This is a genomic window from Dyadobacter psychrotolerans, assembly GCF_004349265.1.
GTDB classification, from domain to species: Bacteria; Bacteroidota; Bacteroidia; order Cytophagales; family Spirosomataceae; genus Dyadobacter; species Dyadobacter psychrotolerans.
On sequence record NZ_SMFL01000017.1, the window covers coordinates 110,339 to 134,376 of the forward strand.

Sequence of the window (24,038 nt, forward strand, 5' to 3'; positions counted from 1 at the left end):
TCGATATTTACCTAAATATTAAACTGGTTAAACTATAAATCAAACAATTTTCAGGTGCCATAAACACGCCCGATCATACAATTGAATATGGAAACAGATCCCCATCAAATTCGTGATTTAATACGCCTTGCTTTACTTGAAGATATCGGCGACGGCGATCATTCTTCTCTTTCATCTGTGCCTGCCGATGCCACCAAAAGGGCTAAGCTTTTAGTGAAGCAGGATGGAATTTTGGCAGGTGTGGAAGTTGCGCTTATCATATTTGAAGAGACAGCATCCCTTTATAACGACCCTGCTCTTGAAATTGAAGTGTTACTTCATGACGGAACCGAAGTCAAAAGAGGCGATATCGTTTTGACCGTAGAAGGAAGTGCAAGACTGATTCTAAAAGCGGAAAGGCTCGTACTCAACACCATGCAGCGCATGAGCGGCATTGCAACTTATGCAAACCAGATGGTAAGCCTGATCCAAGATCTGCCTGTAAAGCTGCTCGATACCAGAAAAACAACTCCGAATTTCAGGCTGTTTGAAAAAATGGCCGTAAAAATCGGGGGAGCTGTAAATCACCGGATGGGTCTTTACGATATGATCATGTTAAAAGATAATCATGTGGATTATGCCGGAGGAATAGAAAAAGCAATTACAGGGGCAAGAAAATACCTCAGCGAAACAGGCAAAAAATTAAAAATCGAAATAGAAACACGTAATCTGGATGAAGTAAAAGAAGTATTACGTGTTGGCCAGGTTGACATTATTATGCTTGACAACTTCTCTATCGAAAATATGAAGCAAGCCGTTGAGCTTATTGGAGGACGTTTTGAAACAGAAGCTTCGGGAAATATTACAGAAAAAACGTTACGTCAGGTAGCCGAAACAGGTGTCGATGGAATTTCGAGCGGCGCTTTGACGCACCAGGCGCGAAGTCTTGATCTAAGTTTAAAAGCCTTCTAACCTCTCATCAATCTCCGGGCGTATGCAAAGATTTTACATACTCAAATACGTCCTGAAAGATACGCCGGCAAGAATAGCTTTAATCCGGCTATTGCTGCCGGCGCTTTTTTTATCAAATACTTTAAACGCTCAGGATCCCCCCAAACAGGAAATAGATATCAGTCAGTTTATCCAAAACCTGTTTCCTTCTCCGACCGAAGACTCCAATTATGAAGATTTATACGAATCTTTATTTCAATTATATGCCAATCCGCTCGATCTGAATACAGTTACCAGTGATGAGCTCACGGCAACTTTTATTCTTACCGAAAAGCAAATTGCATCACTTCTGGCTCACCGCAACAAGCTCGGCCCCTTTTTGTCGCTGTATGAGTTGCAAGCAGTTCCTGATTTTGAGTTAACCACAATTTACAGGATACTTCCATTTGTAACCGTCGAACCAAAATTGATTTCGCTGCGTGAAAATCTAAAAAATCCAACCCAGCACTTTTTAATGCTCAGGTCAGGAAGATTGCTCGAAAAGCAAAAAGGATTTTCTGAAACCGACACCGCTTCACGTTCAACATCGCGTTACAAGGGTCAGCCATTGTCCGGTTATCTGCGTTACAGGAACGCTCGAACCGGTGTTTACAGTTTTGGATTAAGTCTCGAAAAAGATTCAGGAGAAAAATGGTGGGAATGGAAACCAAAGAATCAGATTTTTGGAGCTGATTTTTCATCATTCATGCGCAAATTATGAACAGAGGAAAATTGAAAAATCTGATTATTGGCGATTTCCAGATGCAGGCCGGACAGGGAATGGTAATGGCAGCAGGTTTTTCGCTGGGCAAAGGATCAGAAGTAATCCGCACTACATACCGGAGTACTCTGGGACTTCGCCCATACACTTCTGTTTTGGAAGCAAACTTTTTCAGAGGTATTGCCGCCACTTATGCTTTTTCAAAACAACTTGATATATCCACTTTTTATTCCCGAACCAAAAGGGATGCAAGTCTTGACGACAGTTCCGCTGATGAAATGATTATTTCGTCCTTGCTAATCTCAGGTTATCACCGGACACCCACTGAGCGTGCAAAACACAATATCATTCCTGAACAAAATATTGGTTTTCACGGACTTTACAGATTGCCTTCACAACGTGGGCAAATAGGGCTGACTTTACTGAATACAAATTACGCATCGTTTCTCCGGAAGAAAGATGTGCCATACAATCACTTTGAATTTTCCGGCAAACATAATTTAGTAATTGGTTTGCATGGAGATTACCGATGGCAGAACCTGCATTTTTTTGGAGAAGGAGCACGTTCAAAAAGCGGTGGAATCGGCGGGATAGCGGGTCTGATTGCCGGTTTGGGTAAAACATTTGATTTTACCTTTCTGATACGGCACTACGACCGGAACTTTCATACATTTTACGGTAATTCCATTGCTGAGTCTACCAGGCCGATCAATGAGTCAGGAAGTTACTGGGGCTTGCGTTATACGCCAAACCGCCGATGGCAATTCAGCGGTTTTTATGACCGGTTTACTTTTCCATGGTTAAAATATCAGGTCAGTGCCACGTCCGACGGACACGATTTTTATCTGCATGTTTTATATAAACCAAACAAACGGTTCAACGCTTATGCACTCTTTCATGAAAAACATAAGCCGCATAACTTTCCTGATGACAATGATCCGCTGCCACCGGTTGCAGAAACCATCCGGCGAAGTGTTACAATAAATGCCGAATATGAAGTTCCGCTTCGTTTTTCAATTCGGACAAGAATACAGGGAGGCGATTTTGCTTATAAAGAAAATCCGGCATCCAGAGGTATTACGATTGTGCAGGATATAACCTGGCATTTACGAAAGTTAGAGCTAAGTGCCAGAGTGGCCCTTTTTAAAACCGACAATTACGATAGCCGCCAATATGTTTATGAAAAAGATATGTTGTACGCTTTCTCACTCCCAGCCTATTATGACAAAGGCACGCGGCATTATCTCATGGCAAGGTTTAATTTATCCAAAAAATTGAAAGTATGGCTGCGCTGGTCGCAAACAAGGTATGGCAAACTCGATACAATAAGTTCAGGCTTAGCAGAGATAAAAGGAAATAAGCGTAGCGAATTGAAAGCGCAGATGATGTACCAGTTTTGAATCATTACTTTTGCACCAAATTACATGGCAATGAGCATCACCAAACAAGACGTTTTAAAAAAATACTTTGGATACGATTCTTTTCGCCCGCAACAGGCCGAAATTATAGATAAAGTAATGGATAATCAGGATTGCCTCGTCCTGATGCCAACAGGTGGCGGAAAATCGGTTTGTTTCCAGATTCCTGCAATTCTCCGTGACGGACTAACCGTTGTCATTTCGCCATTGATTGCTTTGATGAAAGATCAGGTTGAAGCTTTGAGAGGAAACGGGATAAATGCTGCCTTTTTAAATTCATCGCTATCATCTGCTGAACAGGATCAGGTGATGTGGCAGGCCAAAGTAGGCGAACTGAAGTTGCTCTACATAGCTCCTGAACGCCTTTTTTCAGGAAATACTTTTGATTTTTTACGGGAATGGAACGTTCAGTTATTTGCTATTGACGAAGCACATTGTATTTCTTCCTGGGGACATGACTTCCGTCCTGAATACCGGCAGCTGAGTAATTTGAAACTACGTTTCCCCGATGTATCGGTTATAGCACTCACTGCGACCGCAGACCGGGTAACCCGACGCGACATTTTAAAACAGCTCGGCATCGAACATGCTGAAACTTACATCGCCAGTTTTAACCGTCCCAACCTCAGCTTAAATGTACTTCCGGGCAGAAAACGGATCCAGCAGATACAGAGCTTTGTTTACAAACACGACGGCCAGCCTGGAATTATCTATTGCCTGAGCCGTAAAGGGACCGAAACGGTTGCGGCCAGTTTACAAAATGCCGGTTTTAAAGCAGCGTTTTATCATGCCGGACTTCCATCCGAACAGCGTTCAAAAGTTCAGGAGCAATTTTTAAAAGATGATATTCAGGTCATTGTAGCAACCATAGCCTTCGGAATGGGCATCGATAAATCCAACGTCCGCTGGGTGATTCACTACAATCTGCCCTCGAATGTTGAAAGTTTCTACCAGGAAATCGGGCGTGCAGGACGGGATGGTTCACCTTCCGATACGGTGCTGTTTTACAGCTATATGGATATCATTACGAGGCAGGATATGATAAACAATTCGGAACAATCCGAAGAACAGAAAGAATTGCTCCATGCAAAGTTGAACCGTATGAAACAGTACGCCGAAGCCGATATTTGCCGCCGGAGAATTCTGTTGAGTTATTTCAATGAAGCGGTGGAAAAAGATTGCGGAAACTGCGATGTCTGCCGGAATCCGAGAACCCGGTTTGATGCAACGGTTATTGCCCAAAAGGCGCTTTCAGGCATTGCCCGTACGGATCAGAAGGTGGCAATGGGTATGCTGATAGATATTTTGCGCGGAAGCCGCAATCGTAATGTGCTGCAATATGGCTACGACAGACTCCCGACGTTCGGTGTCGGGCACGATCTGCGAGGCGAGGAATGGGCTGAATACATCAGCCAGCTTTTGAACTCCGGCGTAATGGATATTGCTTATGATGAAGCACATGCATTTAAGCTTAATGCAGCTAGCCGACAAATCTTAAAAGGAGAACGCAAAGTGGAACTGGTTAAATTCATTCCGATATCCGAACGGAAAGCGAAAGAAGAAGAGCTGGCCCCAAAGGAAAAACCAAAACAGGAAATTATTCGTGATGCACTTTTTGAAAGGTTGAGAATATTAAGAAAACAAATGGCAGATGCACTGGCGGTTCCGCCTTATGTTGTCTTCAGCGATGCCACGCTTTCCGAAATGGCCCAGAAAAAACCGGTTTCAGAAGCACAGATGAAAGCAGTGTCGGGGATAGGTGCCGAAAAATTCAGGCGTTACGGAGAAACTTTTATTAATGAAATTGTCGCATTTGCCAGGGAAAACACGCAGCCGGGCACACGGATCGTGAAAGGAATGACCTACATTGAAACGTTGGATCTTTACAAGGCAGGATATTCGGTGAAAGTTATTGGAGAAAAGCGTAACCTGAATCCGGTAACAATTTTGTCGCATTTGGTGAAATTAAAAGAAGACGGTCATGCCATTGATTTAAAAGCGCTCATTGATGATAAAACCTATAACACGATAATTAAAGCCGCAGAGGAAATGAACATCCGGAAAGAGGACCCGCTCAAACCGCTTTTTGAGTTATTAAATGAGCAGTACGATTACGGGCAGATAAAATTAGCGCTGGCGGTTTGGGAAGAGGAGATGCATTAGTTTTTTGGCTTTACCCGGTAAATTTCAATTATAATTTATAGTAAACATGTCAAGACAAAACATCCTTTCCGGCTCACCCTGGGAAGACAAAATGGGCTACTGCCGCGCTGTAAGAATCGGTAACATTGTAGAAGTAGCGGGAACTGTGGCCATCGTTGATGGAGAAATAGTAAAAGCGGATGATGCCTTTGCCCAAACCAACAACATCATCGGGCGGATTGCCAAGGTACTTGAAGAAGCCGGAGCTAGTCTAAATGATGTGGTGCGCACCCGGATTTTTACCACCGATATCAGTCGTTTTGATGACATAGCAAGGGCGCATGGTGCCTATTTCGGAGACATAAAACCCACAACCGGGATTTATGAAATCAGTGCCCTGGTTTCTCCAGACTACCTGGTCGAGATCGAATTCACCGCCGTTTTGGCTTAAACAAGTGAATTAATTGAATGAGACGGACTTATTCTGTCCGTTGTAATTCATTAATGAGTTTAAAATAATATTTTTTCTAAAATTCCCCGTAAATTTGCGGCTCTTTTCCTGTCCGGTTCCTGGACGAAAAGAGACTAACCATTTTTATTAATTCATTTACTATTATGAAAATTGCAGTGGTAGGCGCTACCGGCCTGGTAGGCGGCGAAATCCTCAAAGTGCTCGAAGAGCGTAATTTCCCGGTGACGGAACTATTGGCCGTTGCATCAGAAAGATCTGTTGGTAAGGAAATCACATTCAAGGGTAAACAGATAAAGGTGATCGGTTTTGAGGAAGCCATCGCAGCCAAACCTGAAATTGCCATTTTCTCTGCCGGCGGAGGTACATCCCTGGAACTGGCTCCAAGATTTGCAGAAGCGGGAATTACGGTAATCGACAATTCATCTGCCTGGAGAATGGACCCTACGAAGAAACTCGTAGTGCCTGAGATCAATGCAAAAACATTGACAAAAGAAGATAAGATCATTGCAAATCCAAACTGTTCAACCATTCAGATGGTGGTGGTTTTGAATCCTTTGCATGAGAAATATAAAATCAAACGCGTTGTTGTTTCTACATACCAATCTGTTACCGGAACAGGAAAAGCGGCTGTTGATCAGTTGTTCTCAGAAAGAGCAGGAGACCACAGCAAAGGAAAAGTATATCCGCATCAGATTGACCTGAACGTGTTGCCGCATATTGATTCGTTTCTTGACAATGGTTATACCAAAGAAGAAATGAAAATGACCAACGAAACGAAAAAGATCATGGGCGATGACAGCATTGCTGTTACTGCTACCACGGTTCGTATCCCGACCATCGGAGGCCATTCAGAAGCGGTAAACATCGAATTTGAAAATGAATTTGATCTGGACGAAGTTCGTCAGATTCTTAGCCAGGCAGAAGGTGTTATTATTCAGGACGACCCCAAAAACTTCCTGTATCCTATGCCATTAACAGCTCACGGTAAAGATGATACTTTCGTTGGCCGTATCCGCAGAGATGAATCACAGCCTAAAACTTTGAATTTGTGGATCGTTGCAGATAACCTTCGTAAAGGAGCTGCGACCAACACAGTACAAATCGCTGAGTTTTTGATGAAACACGATTTAGTTGGTGTTGCGCAGGAAGTTTAAAGCCGAAAGAATATCCCGTAAAACAAAAAAAGCTTCATAATGAAGCTTTTTTTGTTTTACCTCTTCCCAGCCCTATGCCCTAAGCCAAAACGCTCTCACCTGTCTACCTCTCCCATCACGACATCAATTGAACCTATGATCGCAACCAGGTCGGCAAGAAGCGCACCTTTTGACATTTCACCAATGACCGAAAGATTATTAAAGGAACAGGCTCTTGCTTTACAGCGAACCGGAATATCCGACCGGCCGTCTGTACGGAAAAAGAAACCCAATTCTCCTTTTGGACTTTCGGCCCGTGTATAAAAGTCCATCGCTTTCGGACGTATTTTTTTAGGTACCAGTGCCTGCGGATCAAAGTCAGCAGTTCGTTTATAATCTCCGGTAAGTCTTTGCAGACTTTGTTCAATGATTTTTACAGATTCCCAGCATTCCGCCACGCGAACCCAGGTTCTGTCCCAGCAGTCTCCCAAAGCTCCCATTTTTCCTTCACCAATCGGAATATCAAAATCCAGTTCCGGATAAACGGAATACCCATCCACACGTCTCAAATCATATCGCAATCCCGAAGCACGAAGCATCGGGCCTGTACAGCCGTAATTTATCGCAACCGGCACTGGTAATACGCCTACATTGGCAGTTCTTTCAATAAAAATTTTATTATCAACTACCAGTTGCTGTAATTCAACCAGCTTTGGTTTTAAGTACTTTATAAATTCAAGGCAGCGTTCCTCAAATCCAACAGGAAGATCATAGAAAAGACCGCCGATCCAGATATAGTTATAAAGCATTCTGGCTCCGCAGGTCCATTCCAGCAATCTCAAAATCTGTTCACGATCCCGCATCATCCATAAAAACGGCGTATATGCACCAATATCCAGCGCATATGTTCCCAAAGCTACGAAATGAGAAGCAAGCCGGTTTAATTCCGCAACAACCACCCTGATGTATTCAACGCGTTTCGGAATATCGTTTTCAATTCCAAGCATACGCTCGACGCCCATCACATACGCATGCTCAGAATTCATTGCGGCTACGTAGTCCATGCGGTCCACGTACGGAATGATCTGATTAAATGGCAACGCCTCCGCATGTTTTTCAAAACAGCGGTGCAAATAGCCAATATGCGGAACCACATCCAAAACAACTTCTCCGTCCGTTACCACTTCCAGTCTCAGAACACCGTGAGTGGAAGGGTGTTGCGGCCCCATGTTCAAAACCATTTCTTCGGTACGAAGATTTTCGGAGTTGTACTTGGTAGGCGCAGAAGCTGCGAAATGTTCTCTTTTGTATTCGTATTGAATGGCGTTACTCATGGGGGATACTGAAACGAAGAATTACAACTTTGTTAAAATCTGACCAGTTTCTGTTCCTGAACCTCTACACGTAAAGGGCCAATTGGACGGCTTTCATTATGCAGGCGATCGACAGAGGTGATGTAGTAAACATAACGTTGTCCGGACCGGACACTTTTATCTATAAACCGTTCGCCTTCATAACACATGCCGATAATGCGGCGGGGATCATAAGCCGTAGCCTTTTCAGTTTCTGAAAAGCGATATATCACATAATACTGTGCACCATCTCCATCCGATGCCGGATCCGGTTTTTCCCAAAATAATTCCAGCCCATTTGAAAGTAATGTTGCTTTCAGACTTTTTGGTGAGAGTGGCGGAATATTGTCTTTCCATGGCATGGTCGGGACAAGTGCAGGATATTTGAAAAAATCCTTACGAAGCGAATCTGCAAAACCTAAACTGTTATTCTTTAAGGAACGCGAACTAAAGAATATAGCTCCATCCGTTTCATTTTCCCGGAAATATCTGATTTGGTTGGGTATTTCTGCCGGATTAGCCCAGTTGGTATCTTTTTCCTTATACCCCACGCGATAAGCTCCCATGCCCACATAAAAATGCCGGCCAAAACAATTCTCCGTCCACCAGTCTACCAGATTTTTATAAGGAACACGACCAAAGCCGGATGAAAAATAAACCTGCGGAGCAATGTAATCGATCCAGCCTTCTTTGATCCATTTTCTGCTGTCCGCAAAAAGATCATCGTATGAGGCGAGTGCGCCGTAGGTTTTTGAACCTTCCGGATCGGTTCCTTTATTTCGCCAGACACCGCACGGGCTAATCCCGAATTTTAGCCTCGGCTTTATAGCCGTTAAGGTGTCATGAATTTGTTTTACCAATAAATCGATGTTATTTCTTCTCCATTCTGCCTTATTGGTAAAACCCCTTCCGTGTTTTCTGAATGTAGCTTCGTCCTGGATTGTCTGTCCCTGAACGGCATAAGGATAAAAATAATCATCGAAGTGAATGCCATCCACATCATAGTTTTTGGCAACATTTACCGTCACATCCCGGATAAAATTTCTTACTTCCGGAATCCCGAAATCAAACAGTTTATAGCCGTCATAACTGATAATCCATTCGGGATGTGTGATACTGATATTTTCTGCCGAAACGCTGGTTGAAGATTTATGCACGAGGCGGTTTAGATTTAGCCACGCATGAAATTCCAGTCCGCGATGATGTGCCTCCTGAATCATAAAATCCAAAGGATCCCAGAAAGGCTGTGGCTGGCGTCCCTGCTTTCCTGTCAGCCACTCCGACCAGGGCTCATTACTTTTGGCATAAAATGCGTCACCAGCCGCTCTGACCTGAACAAAAACCGCATTCATTCCTGCATTTTTATGGAAATCCAGCAGATTTGAAAACTCTTCACGTTGTACTTCAGGCACAAGATTTTTACTGCTTGGCCAATCGATATTATCCACTGTTGCTATCCAAACTGCCCTGAATTCCCTTTTTGGAGGGAATATGATATCAGTTTCCGTGCTTTGAGCCACGCAGCCTGTCAGCAAAAAAGTGTTTAGTAAAAGGAAAAGCGCAATAACTGTAAAATTTTTCACTATAAAACGTATGCAAAATGTTATTCTGATCAAAGTAACGTAATTTGGAACAAAGTTAGCCGAGAACTACCTTACTTTCATTCATTAGGATAGACTTTCAACAGGCTGATTTTAATAATAAGATAACTTTTCAATCTTGACTTAGTTATATTTCCCGGTTATCTGCTTTTAACCCGGCCTATAAAAAACTGAATATCAAAGGACGAATTGTTGTTTTAATGAATATTTTTTATAGATATTTATTGTGTAATTACAAGGATTTTTTGTGACTTAACCCAACCGTTAAGTATTAATTTACCGCATAACGCTAAAAACTGTATCCCATATTGGAACCATTTGTCAAAACCACTAAAAATAACGTCCTTTTTGAAATAGCATGGGAGGTTTGTAATCAGGTTGGAGGAATTTATACTGTTATTAGAACCAAAGTGCCGGCAATGGTTGAAAAGTGGGAAGATAATTATTTTCTCATGGGGCCATATTTCGAGAAAAAAGCTTCATCTGAATTTGAAGAAATAACAGACATGGACGATTCTCCTGCCGGACGTACCGCCAAGAGAATGCGTGAAATGGGGTATATTGTGCATTATGGCTACTGGCTGGTAACCGGCAAGCCAAGAGTTATATTATTTGATCTGGATAGTATCAGCCATGAGCTGGATACGATCAAATTCAATCTTTGGGAATACAATCGTATCCCTACAATCAATGTTGAGCCCCTTGTCAACCAAACGCTTTGTTTCGGTGAAATGGTCAGGATTTTCCTGAAAGAATACGCAGAGGACAATGCAAAACGTGAAGAAATTTACGCGCAGTTCCATGAATGGATGGCGAGCAGCGGCCTTCCTGATCTAAAACGTGAAAATGTAAAAATTGCGACGACTTTCACCACCCATGCCACCATGCTGGGGCGTTATCTTGCTCAAAACGTAAGCGGTTTTTACAATAAACTGCCGTTTTTCGATTGGGAGCAGGAAGCAAAAAATTATGGGATACTTGCCCAATGTTCAGTTGAAAGACAAGCCGCGCTCAGTGCACATGTACTCACCACAGTAAGCGATGTGACAGCACGTGAATGCGAGGTCTTCCTTGGAAGAATGCCGGATCTCGTTACGCCGAATGGTCTTAATGTTGTCCGTTTCCAGGCTGTACACGAATTTCAAAATCTGCATTTAAAATTCAAAGAGAGGATTCACGATTTTGTTCTTGGGCATTTCTTCCCAAGTTATTCTTTTGATTTAGATAAAACACTTTACTTTTTTACTTCCGGACGTTACGAATATAGTAATAAGGGTTATGATCTGACGCTGGAAGCACTGGCCAGGTTAAACTGGAAAATGGTGCAGGCTAATATGGACATGACCGTTGTAATGTTCATTGTGACCAAACAGCCTTTTACTTCTATCAATCCGGACGTGCTTCAATCCAGAGCTGTTCTGAATGAATTACAGGAAACCTGTACGGCTATTGAAAAAGAGGTTGGTGAAAAACTCTTTCTCGCGACTGCCTCTGGTACTGACCACAAAATGCCCGATCTGAATAATTTTGTTGATGAATACTGGCGTCTCCGTCTCCGTCGTACAATTCAAACCTGGAAAACAGATAAACTTCCTGCTTTTGTAACGCATGATTTGAAAGAAGAAGATGGCATTACAGATTTTTGCAAAAAGGCCAATCTGGTAAATAATGAGCGGGACCGCGTAAAAATTGTTTATCACCCCGATTTTATCTCCTCAACCAATCCGCTCTTTGGCCTCGATTACGGCCAGTTTGTGCGGGGCTGCCACCTGGGTGTTTTTCCTAGTTATTATGAACCGTGGGGTTATACGCCGCTGGAATGTGTGGTGAGAGGTGTGCCTACTGTAACGAGCGATTTGTCGGGATTTGGAGATTATATCATGCAGATTATGCGGGATTACGAAAACCGCGGAATTTATGTAATCAACAGAAAATCACAAACATATACACAGGCAGCTGATCAAATGGCTGACATTCTTTTCAAATTTGTGAAAATGCAGCGCCGCGACCGGATCATGCAGCGTAACCGGGTTGAAAATATTTCTGATGTTTTTGACTGGATGAATTTGCGTTCCTACTACGATACTGCACACGATCTGGCTGCGAAAAGACGGAAACCATAAGATTTATTGTTTTAAAAACGCCCGCAAATACCTTCAATTCTGGTATTTGCGGGCGTTTCTTTTATTCAAACCTTGCATTACTGAAAATTTTCAACACCTTCACATTCATATATTACATAACATTTTTCAATGAACTACGTAGAACTTGACATACAGACCGAATCTGATTTTACAGAGATATTAATGGCGGAACTTGGAGAAGCTGGTTTTGAATCTTTTGTTGAAACCGACGAGGGTTTGCTGGCTTATATCCAGGAAGAGGATTTTGACGAAACAAAAATCGCAGAAATAGTTGCTAAATACCAGGAAATGACAACAATAGCGACTTCCTGGAAATCGTTAGAAAGAAAGAACTGGAACGAGGAGTGGGAAAAAAGTTATGAGCCAATCGAAGTCGGAGACAAAATTCGGGTAAGGGCTGTTTTTCATGAGCCAAATCCATCCTTTCAATACGATTTGCTGATTCAACCCAAGATGTCATTCGGGACCGGTCATCATGAAACGACGTGGCTCGTTATGAATGAACAGCTTAGCCTTCCACATGCTGGTCTATCGGTAATGGACGTTGGCTGTGGGACCGGAATTCTGACAATTCTGGCTTATAAATTGGGGGCAACTCATTTACTTGGTTTTGATATTGATGAATGGGCTGTTGAAAATACGGTTGAAAACTTTGCCATGAACAGCCTGCCGGAGCAGGCAGAAGTTTTTCAGGGGACAATTGATGGTGTAAAGCCGGAACTGGTTTTTGGCGGCATTCTTGCCAATATCAACCGCAATATTCTTCTCGCCGAAATTCCGAAATATGTACAGCACCTGGCTTCCGGCGGATGGCTGGTAACCAGCGGATTCTATGAAACCGATCAGGCTGATATTGAGCGCTGTGCGGAAGAAAACGGATTAAAAAAACTAAGATCGAATACGCGTAACCAGTGGGCAACCGTTGTATTTGAAAAGTTGTAAACAAACTCCAAAAAAATCCCCGCAACCGGGAAACGGAGTACACGGAAAAGTACTTTTTATAACACATGAAAATTTTTAAATATTGCTTTTTCCTTTTTATCCTACTCCTGGCGGGGAACATCGTTATTGCGCAGAACCAGAAAATTGCCGAAGAACCCGGTCAGTTTATTATTCAGCTGCGAAAAATGATGGATGGAAGCCGCAACCCGCAATTTATCAGAGCGGCTGCACAACTGGACAGTATCTGGATGTCCTCGGTCACTCCTGTGCAGCAGGCCAAATTTATAGGAATTGTACGAACTCAAACCGCGAAAGGCCAAAAAGCCGGCCCGATCCTGTTTTTGCTTACCCGCAATGCGCACACTTTTGCAAAGCAGTCACCAGCAACTTTTGACGGCTTTCTTGATTTAGCAGCGCAGGCAGGAGAAAAGTATGATGCAAAGTCGTATCAGAAAGTGCTTGAAACCATCAAAACACTGACTGAAACCAATAAGCTTTACGCCACCAATTACAACTCGCTTTATCTGCTTGGCGGTACCTATCGCTACCGTTTTGATACCACAAATGCAGAAGCTGCCAACAAACAGGCATCTATTGCCGCGGCCAATGACAGCTGGGACACACCTGTGGATTCAAACTTTGTTATTACCCCTAAATCCAATCCGCTGCCGGTTATTTCCGGTGCAGTACTGGAATTACAAAATGCTATTTTCGGGATGGTTGCAGCGGGCGATTCAGTTGTTTTTGGGCCGACGACCGGAAATGTTTCCCTCCGCGACGGCATATTTGTTGGTAAAGGTGGCCGTTTTACCTGGGCAGCAGCGGGCGATTCATCGATTTATGCAGACCTTGATGCCTATTCTTTTAACATTACCCAGCCAAAAATTCTTGCAGAAAACACAACTTTACACCACGACCAGCAACTGGCTAATCCTGTAAAAGGCACAGTTGAATACCGGGGAACGAAAAAGATAAAAGGCCAGCCAGTCGCTTATCCACGCTTTGTTTCAAATGGCATTGATGCCCGGCTTAAGGCAACCAGAAAAAACATCAGTTACAAGGGTGGTTACGCACTGATCGGAACGACTATGTACAGTTCTTCTCTAAGTGACGAACCTTCAACTGTTGCCGTTACTTATAAGGATAAACCAGCTTTTAAGGTGGTGAGCAAGAAATTTGCTTTACGTGATTCGGTAATAACTTCCCCGCTTGCAGCCTTCACGATGCCGTTAGGTACAGATTCATTATATCACCCGGGAATCACATTTAATTATAATGATGACGAAGGAATGGTGAAACTTGGCCGAGCTGAAAAAACCGATTTTGGCCCGCTTCCCTATCGTGATTCTTTTCATAAAATGAATATCTGGTCGCAGGCCATGCGCTGGAAACTTCCAAATGAAAAAGTTGAATTTTTAAGAATTGACGGAAAACAGGTTGTACCGGTAAAACTGGAATCTTTTGATTATTTCAAAAAAGAACGTTTCCGGGGAATTAGCCAGGAATTCGGATTTCAGCCGATGCTTTTGGCGGCAAACTATACGACCACAACAAAAAAATCCAGCTTTTTATCGGAAGAACTGGCAGCAAAATTCAAGCAAAACCCAAAGATCCTTCGCCGTTCTCTTGAAAGGCTGACGCTCGACGGATATTTTATTTACAACAAACCAACCGACGAATTTGCCCTAAGTAAAAAAGGCGCATTATATGTGATGGCCAATCTTGACAAGGCAGATTACGATAACTTCCAGATCGTTTCGCAGTTTACATCCGATGACGAAAAAGCAAATGCCACAATTACATTGGGTGACACGATGCTCACAGTACTTGGCGTTTCCAGATTTATTGTCAGTGATTCTTTAAAGATTTATGGTGTACCCTCTGACAAGAAAATTGTCATTGGCCGTAACAGGAATTTTGGCATGAACGGTCAGCTGGTGGCTTCAAATTATCAGTTTCGCGGACAAAACCTGAAATTTGATTATAGCCAGTTTTTTGTAAATGTCAGTCCAAACGATTCCATCACTTTTACTCCGAAAGAGAAATTTGCAAAAGGACAAAAAGGCGAAGTCGGCAGACATGTAAAGTATGAAAAAGGCGGTACATTTTATCTGAGTGATCCGACAAACAAATCGGGTATCCAAAAAGGCAAAAAATCGCCAAGGCTGGTTGTTCCCGATGGTATGATGGTTTACTTCGATCAGCCGGAACGAGAACCTGTACTCTATCCGAGAGAAGTTTATTTTAAAATACCAAAAATTGATATGGACGGCCTCGACACCCGGGATGTTATTTTTGATGGTACTTTTTACGGAAACGGAATAATTCCTGACCTGAAAACAATTTTGAAAAGCATGCCCGATAACTCGCTGGGTTTTGAATACAAACCCCCTGTTACGGACATGAAGATCTACAACGGTAAAGCACTTGCCCGGTTTACGGATACGCTTGTGATGGATAACTCCGGGTTACATTCGAAAGCCATCATTAAGTACCTTTCCGCTTCTATGACAGCCAAGGAAGTACTTCTGGCATCCGATTCGCTGATGGCGTCGGGTGAGATTGCAAGCATTAAAGAGGCAACAATCGGTAAGGGTTACTTTCCTGCGGTGGATTTGAAGGATTATACGCTACGCTGGTTTCCAAATTCCGACAGCATGTTTATCAACACGCAGGGAAAATCTTTCTCTTTTCATAAGGGAACGACAAGCCTGGAAGGAGGGCTATTGCTTCGTTCTTCCGGATTATATGGAAGCGGGAAATTGAAACGTGCGGATTCGGAGCTTTCTTCTCAGGACATAAAGTTTAACAAGGAAGGATTTCTTGCAAACAAATCTGTTTTCTCCATCAACAGCGTGGGAGAAAAGTCGACGCAAAAACTGCTGACAGGAAACAACGTTAACATTGATTTTAATTTTAAAACAGGAATAGCAAATTTCCTGACTGACGAAACAGGATTTGGTACGGATTCATCGGGCATGCAGATTCCCACCGCATCCTATCAAACGCTGATTGGTTCTGCGAAATGGGATATGACAAAAAAAACCATCCTGATGAAGGGATTTGGTGAAACCTCTTCCTACACCTCAACAAACCCGGAACAGGAAGGGCTTACGTTCCAGGGGTCGGAGGCTATTTATGATGTGGATAAAGTGACACTCAATGTTAAAGGTGTTCCGTTTGTACAAACTGCGGATGTAAAAATAATTCCTGATGGCGGTCTGATCAGTATCGATGCAAAAGGAAAGATAAATCCGCTTAAAAAGGCCAGGATTGAGATTGACACACTGAACACCTCGCACAGATTGCGGGACGCGGATATCCGTATCGATTCGAGAAATCATTTTGAGGGTTCTGCAACTTACCAATACATTACAGCACGGAAAGATACATTTAACATCAAAATGCAAAATTTTGAGCTTAGAGAAATTGGACCTACAAGTGAGGGAAAGCGAAAAAATGATAACAAACCGGCTGTCACGAAGTACTATACAACAGCAAGTGCCGATATTAAAGAAACAGACAAACTGATCCTATCTCCAAGGATTCAATATAAAGGCGGAATTAATCTGATTGCTTACGAACCTTCTTTAAAACTGGATGGATTTGTAAAACCTGTATTGAAATTTCGTAAAGATTTTCAGAGTTCCTGGATAGTTTACAAGGAAGCGCCGGGCGAAAGTATCACGATTAAAATTGATAAAAATCTTAAAAACGAACACGAGCTGCCGCTTTCTGTGGGTTTGCATTACAACGAAGCACGTGGTTTGTATATGACGTTCCTTTCTCCCAAAGATTCAGACGGGGATGAAGACATTTATCTTGCACAGGGTGCGATGAGCTTTGACGAAGACAGCAAGGCCTTTAAGGTAACACCTCCCATGGGTGCCGACAGTTTGATTGATGAATCCAATGTTTTAAAGTTTGATGATAAAACCGGCCTTGCCGATTTTTCGGGTCCTTTGAAACTAACCGGTGCAGACTGGATGCAGTCAAGCGGCATTGTTGAAGCCCAGGTGGACAGTTCAAGATTTAGCTTTAATTCGATGCTGCTTTTGAAAATGTCGGCGCTCGAACCGGTTTTACAACCTATCGCTGCGAAAATTGTTGAAACAAATCTGGAAGAACAAAACAGCACAGCAGCGGATGATGACGCAGACCAGCTTAACCGTAAACTGGCTGCGCTGATTGGTGCCAAAGCAACAGATGCTTATATCAAACTTTCGGCAGCAGGTTATAAGCCATTATTCGACGCTTCGCCGATACTTGATGTACCAATGGTATTGTCTAATGTCAATTTACACTGGTCACCTGTACATGCGGCCTACTACTCACGGGGCCCGATTGGGGTATCAAATCTTGGCAAAAATAACATTAATGCCCAGATGGAGGGCGTGCTGGAAATCCGGAGAACTGCTGATGGTGATGAATTCAGTTTATTTTTGCAGGCTTCACCGGACATCTGGTACTTCTTTGATTACCGTCAAAATGAACTGGGTGTTGTTTCCTCCCAGCTCGACTTTAATGATCAGCTTACTGCCAAATCGAAAAATGTAAAGTCTAAAATGGCCCTGATTTCACTTAGGCCGGAAGAAAAAGACCTCTTTGTAAACAGATTTGACGACTTTTATCAGCCTGCGGTGAAAAAAGCAAAACTGGTTAAGTCTGCGGTTAAGAAAAAAGTAACGCCTGCTACTGAAAAGAAAAAGAAAGAAGAACAGGCAGAGGGTTTTTAACGGATGTAGTATTTATTTTACTATTCACAAACAATTTCTTAATTTTGCACTCGCATTTATCTTGCAAAAATCATAAGACAATTGTATTTTTGGTAAAAACCTAGTCTAATTCAAAATAACCAAGGAATAGTACAAAATGAGTGTTGCCTTATTTATAATAACGATTTTAGCCGCATATCTTTTAGGCTCAATACCGAGCTCAGTTTGGTACGGAATAGGTTACTTTGGGATTGATGTCAGGAAACACGGCAGCGGAAACGCAGGTGCTACCAATACTTTCAGAGTTCTGGGAAAACGTGCAGGGACAATCGTCATGCTCATTGACGTACTTAAAGGGTGGACAGCTACCTGCATGGCTTCGATGCTTTTTTACATGGGCACTATCGGTGAAACAGAGCTTTTGATGTACAAAATCCTGTTTGGTATCATCGCAATTGTTGGCCACATTTTTCCGGTCTTTGTTCGTTTTAAAGGAGGAAAAGGTATCGCTACTTTGCTTGGAATGGTACTGGCCATTCATCCTGAGCTGGCATCGGTCTGTATTACGATTTTTATACTCACATTATTGGCTTCACAGTATGTTTCTCTGAGTTCAATTTTAGCAACGTTAGCATTTCCTGTGCTTTCCTGGCTTGGCGTATTTGGTCATCCGGAGCCTTTGTTAATCGTGTTTGGTTTTGTGATGTTTGTTTTGGTTGTATTAACACATCAGAAAAACATTGTAAGATTGATGAATGGAAATGAAAACAGAGTGAATCTTTTGAAAAAATCAAAAGCAGTATAACGCTTAGTAAATATATTTTAAGAATACCAGCCCCTAAGGATTAAACCTTAGGGGTTATTTTTTAAATTGGCCTCGATTTTAACCAGGATCTTATCTGATCAGTTACAAATTTTAAAACCAGAATATGAACAATTACATTGATCAAAACCGCGATAAATTTTTAAATGAGTTACTGGATTTACTTCGGATCCCTTCCGTAAGTGCTGACTCAAAATATAAGCCGGATATGCTCAAAGCAGCGGAATATGTCCGGGATCGGATGAAAGAAGCTGGCGCAGACCGTGCTGAAATTTTTGAAACTCCGGGCCACCCTGTCGTGTATGGTGAAAAAACAATTGACCCAAATCTGCCAACGGTGCTTATTTACGGCCACTATGATGTTCAGCCTGCCGATCCGCTTGACTTGTGGAATTCTCCTCCGTTTGAACCCGTTATTAAAAATGACCGGATTTATGCACGCGGTGCCTGTGATGACAAGGGACAGTTTTATATGCATATCAAGGCCCTGGAAACGATGCTTGCAACGGATTCCCTTACCTGTAATATCAAAATGATGATTGAGGGGGAAGAAGAGATCGGCTCCTCACATCTTGAAACATTTGTTAAGGAAAATCGAGAGTTGCTAAAATGTGATACGATCCTGATTTCCGATACAAGTATTATCGCTAATGATGTTCCGTCGATTGAGACCGGGCTTCGCGGACTTACTTATGTTGAGGTAGAGGTTGTTGGTGCCAACCGGGATCTGCATTCAGGTGTTTATGGCGGCGGGGTTGCTAATCCTATTAATGTTTTATGTGAAATGATCGCTTCTTTGAAAGATGAAGATGGCCACATTACCATTCCTGGATTTTATGATAAGGTGCAAGAGCTTAGTGTTGACGAAAGGGAGGCTTTAAACGCAGCACCATTTGACCTTCAGGATTATAAAAACGATCTGCAGATTGACGACGTAGAGGGAGAGACGGGCTACACAACAATTGAAAGAACTTCTGTTCGCCCGACTCTGGATGTAAACGGAATTTGGGGCGGATATATCGGCGAAGGCGCTAAAACAGTATTGCCATCCAAAGCAAATGCAAAAATTTCCATGCGTCTGGTTCCCAATCAAACCGATCAGGAAATTTGTGAATTATTCAGCAAACACTTTGAATCAATTGCACCAGCATCCGTTAAAGTAAAAGTAACCCCGCACCATGGCGGCTTGCCCTACGTGACACCAACCGATTCGGTTGAATACGAAGCTGCAGCTTTGGCTATGGAAGAATCTTTTGGTAAAAAACCAATTCCTACACGCGGCGGGGGAAGTATTCCTATTGTAGCGTTGTTTGAGCAGGAATTAGGCAGGAAAAGTATATTAATGGGTTTCGGCCTTGACATCGATGCTTTACATTCTCCAAATGAAAGCTATGGCCTTTTTAACTATTATAAAGGTATTGAGACAATTCCTTTATTCTTTAAACATTACGCCGCTTTGAAAAAGTAAGCAGTTTTTAGTCCACAGTTTACAGATTTCGCAACTGTAAACTGTGAGCTAAAAACTTATCTCTTCCTTCTCTCCTCCCGTTTTAGTTTCTTGAGATTGTCAATTGCTTTTTTAGCCTCTTTATCCTGATTGGACTTTTTGTCTGCTTTATCATCGGCGAGCTTATAATAACGAAGTGCTTCGTCATAATTTTTTTTCATCTCAGCAATTTTGCCAAGCCCTATCAGCGAAGACACATAATAGCCTGCATTCAGAGATTTGGTTTTCACAGAAAAATCAATCGCTTTTTGATAGTACTGCGACGCCAGATCATAATTACGATGGTATTGCATGTTATAATAAGCTAACACGTAGGCAGCGTTACGGCCACTGACACCTTCATAACCAGGCATATTCCTTTCTATTTTGTCAAGAATGTTTTGTGCAGCCTTTTCTGCTTCTGCTGCTTTTCCTGTTACGAAAGCGGTCCGACAAAAATACCTTTCAAAATAGGGATTATTCGGATAGGTTTGCCACATGTATTTGGCCATCTCGTAAGCCTTTCCATATTCATTTTCCATACTATAAATCTGCAAAAGAAAATACCTGGCCTCTACCCGGGTGTAAAAGGCGTTGTTCCCAACCTTTTCGAGCTGCTGCTCCCCTAGTTTTTTATTGCCTTTAGGAAATAAAGCAAGAATTGGCCTTAAAATCGGATATTCCTTAGGTACCCATTCTGCATAATAATTGTAAAGACCATCACCAAACAACAATTCAGGAGACAAATCGCCATTGCCTTTACATATTTCAAAATATTTTAACGATTTTTTCCCTGCAAAAGCTGCCTTGGTCCAGCTCTCACGTTCGGCATAAAGTCGTCCTTTAAAGGCATAGGCTGCTGCAAGGAAAAAAGCCGGTTCTATCTTATTTTTTTCGTTGTCGTAAAGCTCTTCCGCCAGATTGATGGTAGAATCCATTTGCGCAAGGAAAGCCTTGTCATAAGCTTCATTATCCGTATTTGGCACAATTTTCCACCATTCCGACAATCCCATCAGAAAATGTGGCATCGGATGTTTAGGATAGCGATACTTCAGCCAGCGAAACTCCGTATCTGCTTCATCAAATCTGAAATTATAAAGTAAATTAATTGCTTCTGTTGATTCGATCTGCACTCCCGGATTTTTAAGAACCATGTCATAGTTCTTATCCAGCTCAGCCGAAGAATATAACTGGGCAGAAACGGAGGTGATGGAAAGACCCGCTACGATGCAGCATGTTACTATATTTATTATTGATTTCATATCAGGGGTAATCTGTCCATATTAACGCCGGATTTTTATTTTACGTTTGCGGAGAGTCGTGTTTTTGAAAAAAGAGTTAATATTGGCGAGAGGTTTAATTGACCGGAAAGACAAATTTATACGACACCAACCTTATGATAACCATACTGGATAAAAACTTCATACCGTATATTACTACTGAAATAATTGAAAAACGTATCTCTGAACTTGCGGCTCAGATAAATGCGGATTATGAGGGTCGCTGTCCGCTGTTTATCGTTGTTCTGAACGGTGCATTTTTGTTCGCAACTGAATTGATTAAGAATATTCCTCTTTCCTGCGAAATAACGTTTGTCCGTTTGTCGTCATACACGCTAACCGAATCAACCGGAAATGTAAGAGAAATCATTGGTTTAGAGGAAAAAATAAGTGGGCGTGATCTGATTATCATTGAAGATATTATAGATACCGGGCTTACCATGACACAACTACTGGAACAAATTATGGCGTATGAGCCGGCTTCCGTCGAAGTCGCTACTTTGCTGCATAAACCCGAAGCAATGAAAAAACAGGTTGCAATGCGTTACGTAGGTTTTGAAATAGAGAACAAATTTGTTGTTGGCTATGGCCTGGATTACGACGGACTTGGAAGAAATTTAAATGCGCTTTATGTTTTGGCCTAACTGTCTGTAATCAAAGCATAGTATAATCAATTCAACAAACACAAACCTGAACATGCATATACAATTTTTTGGAGCGGCAAGAACAGTTACGGGTAGTAAACATCTTATCACCACGGAAAAAGGGACAAAAATATTACTGGATTGTGGACTATTTCAGGGTATCCAGACAGATGAATTTAATGAGAACTTTGGATTTAAACCTTCAGAGGTAGATTATCTGATTCTTTCCCATGCCCATATTGATCATTCCGGCCTCATTCCCCGCCTGGTGCGACAAGGTTTTAAGGGACCCATTTACTGTACTTCTGCCACGCTTGATCTATGTAAAATTATGTTGCTCGACAGCGCGCATATTCAGGAGCAGGATCTCGAAAGAATAAACAGACGTCGTGAAAAACAGGGAAGACCCCAACTCGAAGAACTTTACAACGCAGAAGATGCGGCGCGCGCATTAGAAATGTTTAAAGCAGTGCCGTACCGAAAAACCTTTTTTCTTGGAGAAGATAATGAAGTAGCTGTGCTATTAACCGACGCAGCCCATCTTTTGGGGAGCGCCGCTGTCCATTTGACTATACCTGATAAAGGATCTTTCCAACAGGTCACATTTACAGGCGATATCGGACGACCGGAAGATCGTATTTTACGTAAGCCTGATGTCTTTCCCCAAGCCGATATTATTATCTGTGAGTCTACCTATGGAGACCGTCTGCATGAAAAAGAGACAGACATGCAGGGACACCTATTGCAAATTGTTCATAAAACCTGTGTTGAAAATAAGGGAAAGCTGATTATTCCGGCTTTCGCCATTGACCGAACACAGGAATTGATCTACGCCTTGGATCAGCTATCCAGTGCAGGAAAACTTCCAAAGATTCCTGTATACATTGACAGCCCTCTCGCTATCAATGCCACGCGGATTATGAAGGAACACGACGAATATTTTAATCCTGATATTCTTGAATATATTGAAAAAGATGGTGATGCCTTTGCTTTCCCTTATCTGAATTATGTGTCAGATGTAAACGCTTCCAAAGCCATAAACGATAACAAAGAACCTTGTATTATCATTTCTTCATCAGGCATGGCAGAAGCCGGTAGAATCAAGCATCATATTAAAAATAACATAGGAGATTCACGATCTACTATATTGTTGGTCGGTTATGCATCAGCAAATACGCTGGCAGGGGCATTAAAACGTGGTGATCAGCAGGTGAATATTTTTGGTGAACAATTTGACGTGAGATGCCAGATCGCTTCTATGGACTCGTTTTCAGGGCATGGAGATTATAACGAAATGTTAAACTTCCTATCCTGTCAAACTCCGGAAAGGGTAAAAACAATATTTTTAGTACATGGTGAATATGATACGCAAATATCATTTAAGCATAAACTCAACTCAGCGGGATATAAGAAAGTTCAGATTCCGACACTGTATGAAAATGTTAAAATATAGTTTATAGTTTTATTAAGGCTAACCTTTGAAAACCTAGCAAGTCTTGCTACTTTTGCAGACCTAATTCAATGCCGAAGTGGTGAAACTGGTAGACACGCACGTTTCAGAGGCGTGTGGAGGTTGCTCTGTGTGGGTTCGAATCCCATCTTCGGCACAATGCCGTTCTCGAAAGAGGGCGGCATTTTTTTGTGTTATAGGGTCTGCTTTATGGAATGCATATTAACACTAAAATTTCTCAGGCGTCTCTTGATCAATTTAATCTGTCTCAGCCAGTAAACATTCGATATTTTAAAATTCCTTACAAATCAAAAGCCACCCTTATGCAGAGTGGCTTTTGATTTGTAATAATATTGTGGCGGCGACCTACGCGGCCCGACCTACGCGGCGCGTAGCCGGGACCGCAGCGCGTAGCCGGGACCGCGGCGCGCAGCCTGGGAAGAGGTTAAGACTTCGCGTCTCGGCGAGTCGTCGCACCGTCCAGGCCGATAGTCCTAAACACAAAAAGACCATCCTTTTGAGATGGTCTTCGTTTAATAGTATTGTGGCGGCTACCTACTTTACCAGGTTTGACCCAAGTATCATCGGCGGTTCTGGGCTTAACTTCTCTGTTCGGGATGGGAAGAGGTGAACACCAGGCCAATAGCCACCAACAAGATTTTCTGTTGGTTTATCAACAATGTCTTTTGAGTTTCAATGATTAACATTGAATTTCATGTCATATTGGAAGTAGAAGAGATAAAATA

16 protein-coding genes, 1 tRNA gene and 1 rRNA gene are annotated in these 24,038 nt (G+C 42.3%); 14 read left to right on the forward strand and 4 right to left on the reverse strand.

The window, feature by feature from the left end:
* The first annotated feature begins 87 nt into the window (after positions 1–87).
* From nadC to E0F88_RS29490, 6 genes are all read left to right on the forward strand, one after another.
* Positions 88–951: a carboxylating nicotinate-nucleotide diphosphorylase gene (gene nadC, locus E0F88_RS29465; protein WP_131961930.1), complete on the forward strand. Its 864-nt coding sequence runs from the start codon at positions 88–90 to the stop codon at positions 949–951.
* A 22-nt stretch (positions 952–973) separates the two neighbouring features.
* Positions 974–1,690 (forward strand): ComEA family DNA-binding protein, encoded by a 717-nt coding sequence (locus tag E0F88_RS29470; RefSeq protein WP_131961931.1) that lies wholly within the window; start codon positions 974–976, stop codon positions 1,688–1,690.
* Positions 1,687–3,090 carry a hypothetical protein gene (locus E0F88_RS29475; RefSeq protein WP_131961932.1) on the forward strand — a complete coding sequence of 468 codons (1,404 nt, stop codon included), beginning with the start codon at positions 1,687–1,689 and terminating at the stop codon, positions 3,088–3,090. Before E0F88_RS29470 ends, E0F88_RS29475 begins: the two co-directional genes overlap by 4 nt.
* 30 nt (positions 3,091–3,120) lie before the next feature.
* Entirely contained in the window at positions 3,121–5,271 is a 2,151-nt protein-coding gene (gene recQ / locus E0F88_RS29480) for a DNA helicase RecQ (protein WP_131961933.1), read from the forward strand.
* Positions 5,272–5,317: 46 nt separating this feature from the next.
* Entirely contained in the window at positions 5,318–5,701 is a 384-nt protein-coding gene (locus E0F88_RS29485; protein WP_131961934.1) for a RidA family protein, read from the forward strand.
* Positions 5,702–5,865: 164 nt separating this feature from the next.
* Entirely contained in the window at positions 5,866–6,876 is a 1,011-nt protein-coding gene (locus tag E0F88_RS29490) for an aspartate-semialdehyde dehydrogenase (protein ID WP_131961935.1), read from the forward strand.
* Between the two features lie 95 nt (positions 6,877–6,971).
* Here the strand turns inward: E0F88_RS29490 and E0F88_RS29495 are convergent, their stop codons facing one another.
* Together E0F88_RS29495 and E0F88_RS29500 are read right to left on the reverse strand one after the other, a co-directional pair.
* Positions 6,972–8,189, reverse strand: coding sequence for an NADH-quinone oxidoreductase subunit D (locus tag E0F88_RS29495; RefSeq protein WP_131961936.1), 1,218 nt, complete (start codon positions 8,187–8,189; stop codon positions 6,972–6,974).
* A gap of 32 nt (positions 8,190–8,221) precedes the next feature.
* Complete coding sequence (locus E0F88_RS29500; RefSeq protein ID WP_131961937.1) at positions 8,222–9,790, reverse strand: glycoside hydrolase family 10-like protein; 1,569 nt, start codon at positions 9,788–9,790, stop codon at positions 8,222–8,224.
* A 326-nt stretch (positions 9,791–10,116) separates the two neighbouring features.
* On the opposite strand from E0F88_RS29500, the gene E0F88_RS29505 reads away from it, so the two are divergent.
* From E0F88_RS29505 to E0F88_RS29525, 5 genes are all read left to right on the forward strand, one after another.
* Complete coding sequence (locus E0F88_RS29505; RefSeq protein WP_131961938.1) at positions 10,117–11,931, forward strand: glycosyltransferase family protein; 1,815 nt, start codon at positions 10,117–10,119, stop codon at positions 11,929–11,931.
* 129 nt (positions 11,932–12,060) lie between these two features.
* Positions 12,061–12,894, forward strand: a complete 834-nt coding sequence (prmA, locus tag E0F88_RS29510) for a 50S ribosomal protein L11 methyltransferase (RefSeq protein WP_131961939.1) — start codon at positions 12,061–12,063, stop codon at positions 12,892–12,894.
* Positions 12,895–12,959: 65 nt separating this feature from the next.
* Positions 12,960–17,630 carry a hypothetical protein gene (locus tag E0F88_RS29515; protein ID WP_131961940.1) on the forward strand — a complete coding sequence of 1,557 codons (4,671 nt, stop codon included), beginning with the start codon at positions 12,960–12,962 and terminating at the stop codon, positions 17,628–17,630.
* A gap of 136 nt (positions 17,631–17,766) precedes the next feature.
* Complete coding sequence (gene plsY, locus E0F88_RS29520; RefSeq protein WP_131961941.1) at positions 17,767–18,414, forward strand: glycerol-3-phosphate 1-O-acyltransferase PlsY; 648 nt, start codon at positions 17,767–17,769, stop codon at positions 18,412–18,414.
* Positions 18,415–18,538: 124 nt separating this feature from the next.
* Entirely contained in the window at positions 18,539–19,900 is a 1,362-nt protein-coding gene (locus E0F88_RS29525) for a dipeptidase (protein WP_131961942.1), read from the forward strand.
* Positions 19,901–19,956: 56 nt separating this feature from the next.
* Here the strand turns inward: E0F88_RS29525 and E0F88_RS29530 are convergent, their stop codons facing one another.
* Positions 19,957–21,180 (reverse strand): tetratricopeptide repeat protein, encoded by a 1,224-nt coding sequence (locus tag E0F88_RS29530; RefSeq protein ID WP_131961943.1) that lies wholly within the window; start codon positions 21,178–21,180, stop codon positions 19,957–19,959.
* A gap of 134 nt (positions 21,181–21,314) precedes the next feature.
* Between E0F88_RS29530 and hpt the strand changes: the two genes are divergently transcribed.
* The 3 genes from hpt (at position 21,315) to E0F88_RS29545 (ending at position 23,449) form a co-directional block, all read left to right on the forward strand.
* Positions 21,315–21,842, forward strand: coding sequence for a hypoxanthine phosphoribosyltransferase (gene hpt, locus E0F88_RS29535; protein WP_131961944.1), 528 nt, complete (start codon positions 21,315–21,317; stop codon positions 21,840–21,842).
* A gap of 52 nt (positions 21,843–21,894) precedes the next feature.
* A complete protein-coding gene (locus E0F88_RS29540; RefSeq protein WP_131961945.1) occupies positions 21,895–23,295 on the forward strand; it encodes an MBL fold metallo-hydrolase RNA specificity domain-containing protein in 1,401 nt (466 codons plus the stop codon).
* A gap of 70 nt (positions 23,296–23,365) precedes the next feature.
* Positions 23,366–23,449 (forward strand) — tRNA-Leu (locus E0F88_RS29545).
* Positions 23,450–23,834: 385 nt separating this feature from the next.
* Here the strand turns inward: E0F88_RS29545 and rrf are convergent.
* Positions 23,835–23,946 (reverse strand): 5S ribosomal RNA (rrf, locus tag E0F88_RS29550).
* Between the last annotated feature and the right edge of the window lie 92 nt (positions 23,947–24,038).

Bases quoted from the DNA above. Each gene is read 5' to 3' on its own strand.
- E0F88_RS29530 (WP_131961943.1), bottom strand. From the start codon at position 21,180: ATGAAATCAATAATAAATATAGTAACATGCTGCATCGTAGCGGGTCTT.
- E0F88_RS29540 (WP_131961945.1), top strand. From the start codon at position 21,895: ATGCATATACAATTTTTTGGAGCGGCAAGAACAGTTACGGGTAGTAAA.
- E0F88_RS29495 (WP_131961936.1), bottom strand. From the start codon at position 8,189: ATGAGTAACGCCATTCAATACGAATACAAAAGAGAACATTTCGCAGCT.
- E0F88_RS29515 (WP_131961940.1), top strand. From the start codon at position 12,960: ATGAAAATTTTTAAATATTGCTTTTTCCTTTTTATCCTACTCCTGGCG.
- plsY (WP_131961941.1), top strand. From the start codon at position 17,767: ATGAGTGTTGCCTTATTTATAATAACGATTTTAGCCGCATATCTTTTA.
- E0F88_RS29490 (WP_131961935.1), top strand. From the start codon at position 5,866: ATGAAAATTGCAGTGGTAGGCGCTACCGGCCTGGTAGGCGGCGAAATC.
- nadC (WP_131961930.1), top strand. From the start codon at position 88: ATGGAAACAGATCCCCATCAAATTCGTGATTTAATACGCCTTGCTTTA.
- hpt (WP_131961944.1), top strand. From the start codon at position 21,315: ATGATAACCATACTGGATAAAAACTTCATACCGTATATTACTACTGAA.
- E0F88_RS29525 (WP_131961942.1), top strand. From the start codon at position 18,539: ATGAACAATTACATTGATCAAAACCGCGATAAATTTTTAAATGAGTTA.
- E0F88_RS29470 (WP_131961931.1), top strand. From the start codon at position 974: ATGCAAAGATTTTACATACTCAAATACGTCCTGAAAGATACGCCGGCA.
- E0F88_RS29475 (WP_131961932.1), top strand. From the start codon at position 1,687: ATGAACAGAGGAAAATTGAAAAATCTGATTATTGGCGATTTCCAGATG.
- E0F88_RS29485 (WP_131961934.1), top strand. From the start codon at position 5,318: ATGTCAAGACAAAACATCCTTTCCGGCTCACCCTGGGAAGACAAAATG.
- prmA (WP_131961939.1), top strand. From the start codon at position 12,061: ATGAACTACGTAGAACTTGACATACAGACCGAATCTGATTTTACAGAG.
- recQ (WP_131961933.1), top strand. From the start codon at position 3,121: ATGAGCATCACCAAACAAGACGTTTTAAAAAAATACTTTGGATACGAT.